The sequence below is a fragment of the Bacillus sp. SSR7 genome (genome assembly GCF_055902415.1).
The window spans coordinates 19186-32250 of sequence record NZ_JBVVXV010000021.1 but is presented as its reverse complement, the minus strand read 5'-3'; the positions used below and the strand labels follow the sequence as shown (position 1 = coordinate 32250).

Below are 13065 nucleotides of genomic sequence, written 5' to 3'. Positions count from 1 at the left end.
GCTATTACCCCTTCCCTACTAATCTATATTCATTGGCTTCATAAGGTTGTATGGTGCTATTAAATGTCTTGAACGATCTATTGATACAATTCTTTCAATATTAAAAGAAGCCCCATTAAACTCTTTTGACATAAACGTGTAGTAGCCTTTTTCTTGTAATTCTTTTAAGATATCATTTGAAAGTTCGCTCATTAATTTTTCAGAAATAATTCTTCCTGCTTTTCTATGGGCAAGTTGGATAATCTTCATAGTATTATATATTTCTTTTAATATTTCATCATCATACTTTAATGCCTTCAGTATTTTCGGAAGTTCAGTTGGGCAAATTGAATCTTCATTACACCATGACCTTAATGATGCCATAGAAGCAGTGTTAATATTATATTTGTTAATCAATATTGCACTTACTTTCCTAATTCCTTTTTTCTTTACATTAAAGCGTAATTTTTCCTTCCATTTATTTTGAAGAAGGCGATATTTCTCAGCATTTTTCTTTAGAACATCATGGTCAGCAACTTCCGCAATTAATTTGGTATCTCTATCATTTCTAATTACAATAAAGTCATCTTCTTCTATATCCTTAAAATTAAGTTGTTTGATAAAATTACTTTTTTCATTAGGGGAAAAAACTCGGATTTTTGAATCTTTTGGTACAAATAAGAAACGATCATTCTCCAGATAAACTACGCTCGCTTCAACAGCATCCTGAGAGTTCACCTCTAATGTACTTTTCTGTTCCTCTAGGAACTTACTTACTGCTGTATTTAACAACTCTGCTTGTTCTAAAGTAATATTACTTTTCTTTTGTATTGGCTCTCCAAAGGAAATATTATCAAATATTGTGCTATACACACCTTTCTTGTCTATATCCTCAAATATCTTGTTGGGGCTTATGGAATTGGTAAAAACATCATAGGATATAAAAGCAACAGTCTTACCTTTAAAAGTATTTTTAACATACTCGCCAAAATAGGTGGCATTACCTACAAAAACAACTTCATCAAAGGTCTCAATATCTTTCCTAAAACTGTTCTCAGTAAAAAAACTTTCCTTTAAGAATGATTTCAACCCATCTTTGATTAAAAATCTTTCCTCAATTGTTATTGCCCTTTTTGTAACAATTGCTATTTTTAAACCTGTTTTCGCCCTGCTATTAATATAATTGCATAGGTAATCATACAAATTATTATTTGTACTTTCTATCACTTGCTTAAATGATTTTGCTATTTGTAATACAACATTTGTGAATAATTCAGGATAACCCTTTTTAATCTGAATAAAGTTTGAAACGATCTGGTCTTCAATATCCTTGTTAATTACTGTATTATACGGAAGTAAACTACTTGATAACCTAAAAAACACTTTCTTTAGCAGGTTCAGAACTTCTAACAGATGATCGTCATTCTCATATTTATTTTGAATCTCTAATCTAAACTTTTCAATGCTGTTAGCAAATGGCAATAATTCATTACTTTCCACATGCTTAAATAAAATAGTCTTTTCACCCAAACTATATAAGTCTAATAAATTATTAAAGTTCATCACCATTACCTCCAAGCAAGGAACTCAATTCCAATTGGTATTTGAACCTCATTGGAATTTAAATAGTAGACAACTTCTTCAGTAACTATTTTTTGGTCACCCTGCAATAATTCTCTTCTTAATTCTTCCTTCACCTCATGCAGTCGATTTTCGTTGTCAGTTCTGCTTGATAAAATAATTTTAGGGTTTTTAGTGAATTGCTTGTCTTGTTTAATAAAACTAAATAGATCCGAATAAATAACTGGAACTTCATCATTAATTTCTACGTCAATTCTTTTCATCTGAGCTGAAAAGAATTTCCCGTTTGTATAACTATTACTGTTATCAAAATAAAGAAAATCTTTTATTGTTCCCTTTACACCCTCATAAATAAAAATTTCATTATCCATAAATTCATTGATTTGACCCGTATTTCCAACCAAATAAAATGATTCTCCCGGATAAAACTCAACTTTATTTAATTGGTCTGATGTATACAAAACCCTCAACAATCGACTATTATCTAGACCTACCTGTTGCTTTTTACTTACCTTTCGTGTTCTTTTAATTTCATCAAATTCTTCATTTAAAAGAATAACTCTATCAATCCAATATCTTTCAGGAATTCCTCTTTCAATCTTTCCGTCTTTTATCTTAAGTATCATTTCGTTTTCAAAAACAGGGCTAGGTTCTACAGAGATAACTGATGCTTTTCTCGCAGATTGTTCATCCTGATAAATAATTCGGCTACCCTTTTCTAAATTAATTACTGCTTTTCTTATAGACCGCATTTGTTTATTTTTAGAAAACGTTTTGTCTACTATTCCCATTGCAATTAATAATGAAAAGAACTGTTCACTGGGAAGAGATAGTATGAGGTTAATAGACTTTTTATACTTAATTCCATGGTCATTTATATAAGCACCTAATTCGAATGCAAAATTGATCCAATCAGGTATATCTATGGGGCCCCTTCTACTAAGAACTTTTAAATTCTTAATGGTCATTCGATTCACCACTTTCATAACCCAAAATAGTTCATTATCTTATACGAGTAATTTTATCACATCATTTGACAAAAAATTTATCATTTTCCATATTTATTCCTTTCCCAACAATATATATAGTACGTTTGACACATTGAAAATAGATTATCCTTGGATAATAACTTTCCGATCAACTTTTTTACAAGATGGTATGGGTTCTGTTGCAAATTTTTCTAAGTGAAATTTGGAAGAAGAAAAATAAATCAGCACATTTCGTATGACATTTAGATGAGACCTACATCAAGTTCAACGGAGAGTGGTGTTATCAGTATCGTGCGATTGATTGAGAAGGGTACACCTTGGATATTCAACTCCGTAAAACCAGAGGTCATCAAGCCGCCTATATGTTTATGAAAAGATTAGTGAAAGCTTTTGGAGCACCAACGGTTCTCATAACAGACAAGGCTCCTGCCCTACTTTATACGCTCACAAAACTGAAACATAAAGATTTTTATGTGCGTACGAAACATTGCACCGTTAATCGTTTCAATAATCTCATCCAACAGGAAGACATGTGAAACGTCGCTTTGCCAAATCCGCAGGATTTCAAAATCTTCGTCATTCTTCACGTACAATTAAAGGCATCGAAACGATTCATGCCATATATAAACGAAAAAGAAGTTCGCAACAGGCAAACTTCTTTTTTTCAACATACAATAAATTACAGAAATTACTCGCAAGCGCATGAATTCTATATCCCAAAGGGGGCTTGTTTTGTCTATTTAAAAACCTTGCAAAAGAACCAAATACATCCCCCTCAAGAAATCCTCACCTTGTTTACTAATTTGATAAAATACGGATGTATTAGTATGTTTTAATTCAAATCAATAAATAGTATAATTTTAATATTCGGTTTTAATTCTTTGGTTACATATAAATCTTTTTTGAATTTACATTAATAAGGTGGCATATTTATGTTTTTTAATTTTCAGGATGTTTTTACACATTTACAATCATCAAAAAAAATTGAACTTATACTTACCCATTCCTATCGTCAAGTCGAATATCCTTTTAATAAGCGTGGAGTGTATGCGCGTAATTTACCTCTTTTCAATAAAGAATTGTATGAATTAATTGTAAAAATTAAACGCTTGCCGACGGTCGAGGAATTTGAGGAACACTACGTAAAAAAATATTTAACACGCTCGGCTAATAGAGTCGCACTGCAATATCACTCGAATACGGCCTATAAAGCGTTAGTTTCTGAACTACATTTTTATTTTATATTAAAAGAGTCTGGCTTGTTCGATGATGTGAAAATGAGCTACACATATGACTTAGAAGCAAAAACAGATTTATTAATTCGTAAAAATGGCAAAATGCTCGGCATTCAATTGTTTAGTGGTGATGAAAATTATCGTTTATCAAAAGAAAAATCAATTGAGAAATTACAACTTGGTTATGAGTTAAAACTATATAATCTACGTGATCATCCAGAACGTAAAAGTATTATTACAGGTGTCGATGGCTCAAGATTTAATTTATATGGAAAGCAAGATGGGCAATTTTTTGCAGAGTATTTAAGTGATACTCCGAACATTCCTCCTGAGGAATTAATGAAAGACGAACCAACTGATGTTTTTACATTATTACCAGATGTAACAATACAAAATGACACTACAATTGACGCTATAGATGTGCAATATTCATATGTTTATATCGGATTACGCTTTGATCATATCGAACAATATATTAACATGCTACGCAAACAAGGAAAAAAAGTATTCGCTCTTTATCGAAAAAAATCTGGTGACACATTTACTGCGATCGATGGAAAAAACTTCACACTAAATGGAAAACGCTTAAAAAGAGCAGACGGCTTATGTTATTTAAAGAAATATAGTAATCATTTTAAACGCTTTAATTTCTATCAATACAAAATTGAACATGCTAATCCAACCTTCAATATTGCTGTAAATGCAGGGGCAGGTAGCGGGAAAACGACAACGCTCGTATCGCGCATTTTATATCTACTATTCACTAAGCAAATTAACAGCTTGCATGAAATCGTAATGATTACCTTCACAAACGAAGCAGCAAGCAATATGAAAGAGGCTTTAGAAGAACGATTAGAAAAACTGTATCGTACAACTGGTAGTGAGGCGCATTATGAATACTTGCAGCAAATTAACTTTATGAAAATTGTAACAATCCCAACGTTTGCAAAAGATATTTTAAAGCAATTCTCGCATTATATCGGTTTATCAGCCACAATCGATATTACCGAAATGGTTGTTAAACGTCGAGAAATTTTAGAGCATTCTCTTGACGCGACGCTTTCAGGACATTCAATTAATCCATTTGGTCGTTTAGATTATCATAAAATTATTCGTTTCCTTGAAAATATCTGGGATAAATTCAATCAAAAGGGCATTGTCGAGCAAGAATTAACGCAATATTTAGGGCTTAATCCTCAAGACGATACGTTAAAGATTGCTATAACGAACATTTTAAAAGCGGCTGAAGAGCAGTTTACAGCATTAAAATTCGACGAGGATTTTCTAACAGTTGCCGATTTAACCCGCTTTTTAAAGTTACTTATTGATCGAAATGTACCATTACATGAATTAAATCAACATTATAAATACTTACTTGTGGATGAATTTCAGGACACTGATATCGCGCAAATTCAATTTATCGCAACGGTTGCTGCAAAGGCGAATTTGCACTTAACTGTAGTTGGTGACACAAAGCAAAGTGTTTACCGCTTTCGCGGAGCTGACTCTACAGCATTCTCAGTATTAGATGATTATTTAGAAGAACTCCAGTGCCAAAAGCTTCATACCTATCATTTAATCGAAAACTTCCGTTCATCAAAAAAATTAATAGAAGAAATGGAAAATATTTTTGGGCGTTGGCGTGAAAAGGAATTATTACCACGAAATGAACAACCGATGTATTCGCGTCAAGACAACTTTATGGATGAGGATCAGATATTCAAATTATATACAGACGAATTTAAAATTGAATATTTACTTGAAGATTATGCGCTCATGCCCTCTAAAAAGGAAACACCGCATGTCTTAGCTGTATTAGTACGCAACAATCATGAAGCACTTGCAATTGGTAAAATGCTAAGTGATTTGGATAACGCTCCACAATATGAAGTGCGCACAGAAGGAACGTTATATATCTCAAAATCAGCACGTGATTTAGGCATTTTACTACATTCATGGCTTTATGCAAAAAGTGACCACATTATGCGTAACCAAGCATTATTTTCATTGAGTGAAACAGCTTTTTGTGTAAAAGAAGAACCAATTCATTTTACAGTAGAAGAGCGCTATCAAAATTCCCGTCAAAAAAAACCAAGTAGCTTTATTAGCGCTGATAATTTTTCTTTTAAATTACCTGAAGCGTGGCATATAGCACTTGAATTAATGAAGGAAAAGCCAATTTTACCAATTGTACAGGAATTTTTAGAACAAAGTGATTACATAACTAATTTAGATGAGATTGGTTTTAATGAGATTGAAATTTTAAAATATGAACTGAATCTGGAAAAAATCATTACCGACATTTATGCAAAGTTCAGTAATAATGCAACCTTAATTCAAGTATATGATTGGTTGAAGCTACAAATTTTAACGAACCGTGAAAGTGATGAAGCAGAAATTGAAGAATCAGCCTTTGACGATAATTTTGTACGGGTCATGACCGTCCATAAATCAAAGGGTCTTCAGTTTCACACTGTGCTGATTACCTATCCGAACAATGCCTTCATTCTCAAAAATGATGCCATAAAAAAAGATATTATCGTCCAAATTGGAGAAAAAGATGAGTTGAAATTTGGTTGGAAATATTATGATGAGCCTAGCGAATTTGAAGATATCTCATCTAATTATCACGCGTTACGTAGCCAAGAAAATGAAGAACAGCGCCGTGAAGAAGCTCGCATATTATATGTAGCGATGACACGTGCAGAGCAATCATTAAAAATTTACGAATTGGAAGATGCGCAAGAGAGTGCGAACAACCCAAATACTTGGGGAGAACTATTACTTATGTAAGGAGAATACATGTGTCTGGATATAAAAATTTAATTTATACAAATGCTGAAGAGCTTTTTCATCAAAATAGTGCATTTTCTGCTTATAAAGATGCTATTCACATTACAGCCACTAACTCGCTAAAAGCAGGAATGATGAAAAGTAATAGTGGGCTGAATCGTTGGTTTACAGGACCTATTATATCCTTTGCTGAGTTAATGAAATACATTGGTGGTGACTGGTCTAAAGGAAAAACAAACTTAAAACAATATACATTACTCTCAAAAGAATTACGCCGTTTTAATGAGCAAAATCCATCCTTTGATGCTGACTTATTTGCAGCCATCGATAAAAACCAAGAACTTTTATTGAAAACAATTAGACTATTAAGCGAAAGCGGCTACACAAGTACGACAGTACGTGACATGTTACAAACTGTAACTGAACAGGAACGTGTCTTTTTAGAGTTATGGCGAGCAGTGGAGCAAAATTCTTCTTACTCTAATATTCATGTATGGTTTGAAAGCTTAAGCAAATCACCAAAACGCGAATTTCGAGCTACACTCAAAAAATTATTTGAAGACATTATTGTAGACGATCAAAAACGCATAAATACCAATATTCCGTATGGACATTCTGTACATGACATCGTCCATACACGCATTACACAGGGGGGAAAAAGCCAACTTGTATTACATGGCTTCTACTTCCTTGTACCAATTCAGAAGCGCTTATTCGACTTGTTAAGCGAGAAATTCGATATTATTCATGTCGTTAACTATCAACCCATTTATAAGCATGGCTTCCGAACGATTGAACAATTTTTAAACATTCAGCAACTCGGGTTCAAACGTGCAATGCCTTATCCGTATACAGTTAACTATCATGCAAAGGAATTCCTATGTGCCATTAATGGTTCCTTCACAGCAACAAAAATGATAACCGACGAACAAGACATAAGAAAAATAAACTATTTCGAATTTAACACGCTTCAGCAATTTAGGCGTTATACTCAAAATAATGATGAACGCTATGTTTCACCACGCACTATGGAAGTTCGTGACTTTTTATCGCCAATTGAACAAGCTAATTATAAAAGGTTATCTGAACATCCATTAGGTGCCTTTTTAGTTAATATCCATCTTATTAACAAGCGTAAATTTAACGTTAAAACCGCACAATACAATGACATCGAAAATGTCACACATATATTGCTACGTGAAATTTTCAATTCAGGCTATTTATTCGTAGATGGGATTAATGCACAAACAGCAATGCGTACGTTAGATTTTCTACAGGAAATTACAAAAAGTTTTACGACCTTTAACGAGTGGATAACATGCATTGACACTCTCATTGCGACAAAGCAACAAGCCGAGGAGCAATTTGCACACCGACGCTCATATGATAACGATGAGCATCGCTTGTATTCATTTTATCATGAAGTAATAGGCTATTTTTATAGCTCAGAAGAGGACTTGAATTTTATAAAAAAAGGTATATTCAAAATCGAGCAATTATTCAACTTGCTCTTTAACGGTACAGAAATTAATATTTCACATTACGTTGATATGCTAGAAGCTCACGTGACAAAAGATATTGTACCATCTCTATCAGACAATCTCGATAAAGAAATTGCAAAAAATATTTTATCAGCACTAGAAGAATTAAAAGACGATACGCTAGATCGATTAGACCGCAAGGACTTAATGCGGGGGTTACGCTATTTTTTAGCGCAAGGTGCAGACTTAGAAGATGAGTATGAAGCTGAACTATACGGTCATGTAGAACCTAGCACGATTGAAACGATTAACTCCCTATTAAATAGTGACGGCTTACAATTTGATGACAACCGTGTAATTCATTTTAGCTTGATGGATAACGAAGCATTCCCAACATCGCAACCGCTTAATATTTGGCCACTGTCAAGGGATTCCTTCGATTTACTTTGCCAAGACAATGTGTATTTACATCAGTTACAGATGCGAAAAGAGCTCGAAGTTGAAATCGCTTGCTATCAATTTTATCTTATTATGTCGAATGCGGTTAAATTGAATTTCTCTATCGTTCGCCGTCTTAATGAACGAAAGCATTTAAAGCGCTGCTTCTACTTAAACTTTTTAACACTCATTAAAGGCTCTCAACAACAGGTAAATAGACTTATACAAAAAGAAAAAAAACCGACATACGTAGAAGAGACGATTGGATTTAATGAGAGACAATACGAAATGCTACCAGCACAAGTATTTAATCGTTGCCCAAAACGCTTTGTATACTCCTTTTTAATTGATCGTCGCCCAACTTTTTATGATGGATTCCATGAGCCCTTTTTATTCCAGCAACTTATTGGGTATAATCAAGTCTATGCAAAGGAGCAAAACCGCCAAGATATGTTTGAGCAGTACCGGAGTTGGTTCCCCCACTGGTCGGAAACAAAAAAAATTGTATATCAAACAGCGGCAATTGAATATGCAACAAAGAATCCTGATAAAATTACTCAACAATTCACATGGATTAACAGATGGAAATATCATGATATCCGCATGAGATTGAATTTATTTGGTTCTGCTTCTAAGGGGGAATTAACGAATAAGCGAGAATATAATGTAAAAGATGTCTCATTTGCACGTCCTGGTGATAATTGTAAATACTGTTCATTCCAACTTGTATGTGAAGAATCACAACTACATATGCCCTAAAAATAAACTTTTTATGACGTAATTTAGGTTGATATCCTGTACTGGATGAGTGACCAATAAAACTTGAGACCCTTTGACCTGGATTACGTGAACACTCATTACCTGACATATATAGGTCTAAAAATAGAAATTTTGATTTCATGTGGAATGACATTAATTTTACAAACGGTAATATTAAGTTTTCCAGAATATTAATAAACTATTATAAAAAAGAATTCCACATTTGAGTGCAAAAACGAGGAAGTTCTATTTTGATACAAACTAGTCTAATTTTCACTATATATTGAATACAAAAAAGGCCTACTTCTCTTTGAAGTAGAAGCCAGTATAAAAAGTACTTTATGCTATAAAACAACATATGTTTTCGATTAGCTGTGGCTTTAAGGATCCCAATCTTAACATCTGATACCTTTCCTGTAACACCTTTAATTTCCCATCCATTTCCACGACACCCACTCGTGGAAATAATTTTTTTATTAAGATTTCAAAGCAAGATAACTTGCAATAGTTTTGTCAATCTTATTAATTAAATATTCTATTTTTATAACCAAATCATTAGCAACCTTCCTAGACACCACATCCCTATATACTTACATATACAATACTTTCCAGTCATTTGCGCACGGTAAACTCTTAATGTCACTATGTTTTTCCCATCTATCTGTTTTTATTAGTGGACCTGTTTTATTCAAACAAAAATTTAGCTTTCAAATGTTACCATCATTGTCATTATATCAATATAATACACATTGTTAAAAAACAAGCAAAAAAAGACCCCAATAGAGGTCATTTTCTTAATTGAGTTTCCGATTGAAATTCATCATAACTTCCTATTTCACAAAAATCAATAGAGAAATGTTTTTGTGAATGCTTGTATACTATAACTGAATCAATTCCAAGCACCTGAAGTTGTTCATAGGTCAATAATTCTTTTTCTTTTAAGTTAAGTACTTTCCGTAACATCCATTCACCTAAATCACGATTAGGATTTGACATAAGAGCTTTATTATTATCTTGACATACTTTTGCAGATAAAAGTACTTTGTCAGGTAGTCTTAATTGAAATTTCTCGTCTCGTTCAGGAAAGAAATTAGGAAAAATATCATGAATCCATTTTGGAATAGGAATATAAACTTCATCATGATGACGCTTTCTACCACTCGCATTCCATTGATTTAATCCACTTTTCTCAGGTACATGTCGCTTGTTTCCTCGATCAGAATACAGTGGCAAAATGACAAAATTATCAGATATGTGTTTTTGTTTTGATTCAGATTTTTTTTCTTCCTTTACATCTATCACTTCATTCAGTTTAGCTAATACTAAATATGGTTGTTCAAGAATGTTTACTTTAATTTTTGCTAATGGAGTTTCAGTAATAAAACGTTTATAAAGAGTACTTTTTGCTAAATTAAAACTATATTCGTTAATACCGTCTTCAAAAGTAATAGTGTTTTTATTATTTATATTAATGTTTCTGATATTCGGAATATCAACCTTATCCATTGGCGATTCAAAAATAAGAATTTCCCCAGGTTTTCTTGTTACGCAATGATAAATCATAGAATGTAATCCGTATGTACGCATTGTAAATTCAATACGTTCATTACGTAAAGTTGCAACTGTATAGATAAGTTCCTTTGGTTGTTTATTGCGATATAGCACTGCGTCCTTATTAAATTCAGCTATTTTTTGTAGTGTTTTTCCATTACCATGTATGAAAGTCTTTAAACCCACTCCTATACCATCTAAAGAAGCATCTGCAGAACAATCTGATCTACCTAAATTATCCGCACCAAACGCTTCACAATATGCGTTTTCTACATTTCTTGAAACAATATATGGTGAAGAATTATCTGAAAAAAGATTAGACAATGCACCAGCAGACTTTAGCATTTGTTTATACAAATTTTGATTTTCTATAGCTTGTTTATTAAATAGCATTTTTATTTCCCCCATTATTTTATTTCATTTCATCCTTTAAACCTAATAAGTAGTCAGCTGAAACTTCTAATTTTTCCGCAATATGCTTTAATACTTCTGCAGAGGGCATTCTCTTGTTACTTTCATAAAGTGACCACATACTAGGAGAAACATTACATAAGGTAGATGCTTGTTTTGAATTTAACCCTTTTTTCTCTCGAGCATTTTGTATCCTATCCCCTAAAAATATAACCAAAATAAACCAACTCCTTTTGAAATCATAGTATCACCCAAGAAACAAAAAACAGTCCCAAGTTTGCTAAGAGTCAACACAAAAAATTAACTTTCAGCAAAAACATTACATTTGAAAATTTGATTCTTTTGTTTGATTCCGAAGTATTCTGTGATAAAATATCAATACATTAGGGCAACTAATGTTCGTAGGAGGTAATTGAAAATGACATATAGAGTAGGAAGTATGTTTGCTGGCATTGGAGGAACATGCTTAGGTTTTAAAGAAGCAGGAGCAAAAATTATTTGGGCAAGTGAAATCGATAAGAATGCTTGTATAACATATAGAGAAAACTTTGGAGATAGCTACTTATTAGAGGGAGATATTACAAAAGTAGACAAGACCACTATCCCTCAATTGGATATCTTAATAGCTGGTTTCCCCTGCCAAGCTTTTTCAGTAGCTGGATATCGAAAAGGGTTTGAGGATGATAGAGGAAACCTTTTCTTCCAAGTAATCGAAGTAATAGAGGCGCAAAAAGAAAAGCCTAAAGCAATAATGTTAGAGAATGTAAAGAATTTAGTTGGTCATGATAAAGGAAATACTTTTAAAATAATAAAGAAAAATTTAGAAGATAAAGGGTATACAATTAAATATAAAGTATTAAATTCAATGGAGTATGGTAATGTTCCCCAAAACAGAGAAAGAATTTATGTAGTAGGATTTTTAGACAAGAAACAAGCAGATGCTTTTGAATTCCCTGGACCAATTCCTTTAACTAATAAACTTAATACTATAATCGATCGCGAAAACAAACTAGATGATAAATTCTATTACAATGAATCTTCACAGTATTATGAAATGTTGAGCGATGCCATGATTAGTCATGATACGACTTATCAATTAAGAAGGGTATATGTCCGAGAAAACAAAAGTAATGTTTGTCCTACATTAACAGCAAACATGGGTACTGGTGGTCATAATGTCCCCCTTATCCTTGATTACAATGGAGGCATCAGAAAACTAACACCTAGGGAATGTTTACTGTTACAAGGTTTTCCAAATGATTATCGTATCCCTGAAAAAATGGCGAATAGTCATTTATACAAACAAGCAGGAAATTCTGTTTCTGTGCCTGTAATCAAGCGAATTGCCAATAACATAATTAAGGTTCTCAATGGTCAAGCCGTTTCTAATGAGTAAAAAACACCTATTATCTTCTTAAGATGAATAAGTAATTTTGGAATAAAAGAACCCCCCAGCACTTTTTATAAAGTCTAATCTGATAAACATTTGCAATTATAATATTGAATTAGACATAACTTATTTTAGTACGAATTCTTGGTTTGATTTGTTTAAACAATATTATTTTAAACAAATCAAACCAAAAATAAAATCGAGTTCAAAACTCATGGCTTAATATTTTAAATACTATTTTCCCCGGAATACTATTTAAAAATTCGTCAATCATTTAGTAATTAAATGCAAAATATATAAAATTTAATTATAATATTATTTTTAGCTATAATGTTCTTTAAATGGGTATACAAAACTAAAAATTACTCCTAACTAAGTATTTCAAACCCAGGCATAGAAAATAATTTAGCTCTTGAATATTACGCAACTCTGTATTTGTTATACATAATAATAAAATT

7 protein-coding genes and 1 pseudogene are annotated in these 13065 nt (G+C 32.4%); 4 read left to right on the top strand and 4 right to left on the bottom strand.

What is annotated here, in order from left to right:
• Positions 1-18 precede the first annotated feature (18 nt).
• Together AC0NJG_RS26110 and AC0NJG_RS26105 are read right to left on the bottom strand one after the other, a co-directional pair.
• Positions 19-1542 (bottom strand): DISARM anti-phage system protein DrmE domain-containing protein, encoded by a 1524-nt coding sequence (locus AC0NJG_RS26110; RefSeq protein WP_166689405.1) that lies wholly within the window; start codon positions 1540-1542, stop codon positions 19-21.
• Between the two features lie 5 nt (positions 1543-1547).
• Positions 1548-2528, bottom strand: coding sequence for a hypothetical protein (locus AC0NJG_RS26105; RefSeq protein ID WP_474063610.1), 981 nt, complete (start codon positions 2526-2528; stop codon positions 1548-1550).
• 218 nt (positions 2529-2746) lie between these two features.
• On the opposite strand from AC0NJG_RS26105, the pseudogene AC0NJG_RS26100 reads away from it, so the two are divergent.
• From AC0NJG_RS26100 to AC0NJG_RS26090, 3 genes and pseudogenes are all read left to right on the top strand, one after another.
• Positions 2747-3255, top strand: a pseudogene (locus AC0NJG_RS26100) (IS6 family transposase); the annotation flags it as partial.
• Positions 3256-3481: 226 nt separating this feature from the next.
• A complete protein-coding gene (locus AC0NJG_RS26095; protein ID WP_474063609.1) occupies positions 3482-6577 on the top strand; it encodes a UvrD-helicase domain-containing protein in 3096 nt (1031 codons plus the stop codon).
• Positions 6578-6588: 11 nt separating this feature from the next.
• The gene (locus AC0NJG_RS26090) at positions 6589-9255 is read left to right on the top strand and encodes a hypothetical protein (protein ID WP_474063608.1); all 2667 of its coding nucleotides are present in this window, start codon (positions 6589-6591) and stop codon (positions 9253-9255) included.
• 786 nt (positions 9256-10041) lie between these two features.
• Here the strand turns inward: AC0NJG_RS26090 and AC0NJG_RS26085 are convergent.
• Positions 10042-11199: an NgoFVII family restriction endonuclease gene (locus AC0NJG_RS26085; RefSeq protein ID WP_474063607.1), complete on the bottom strand. Its 1158-nt coding sequence runs from the start codon at positions 11197-11199 to the stop codon at positions 10042-10044.
• A 19-nt stretch (positions 11200-11218) separates the two neighbouring features.
• Entirely contained in the window at positions 11219-11434 is a 216-nt protein-coding gene (locus AC0NJG_RS26080; RefSeq protein WP_144488483.1) for a helix-turn-helix domain-containing protein, read from the bottom strand.
• Between the two features lie 201 nt (positions 11435-11635).
• Between AC0NJG_RS26080 and AC0NJG_RS26075 the strand changes: the two genes are divergently transcribed.
• Positions 11636-12613, top strand: a complete 978-nt coding sequence (locus tag AC0NJG_RS26075; protein ID WP_474063606.1) for a DNA cytosine methyltransferase — start codon at positions 11636-11638, stop codon at positions 12611-12613.
• Positions 12614-13065 lie beyond the last annotated feature (452 nt).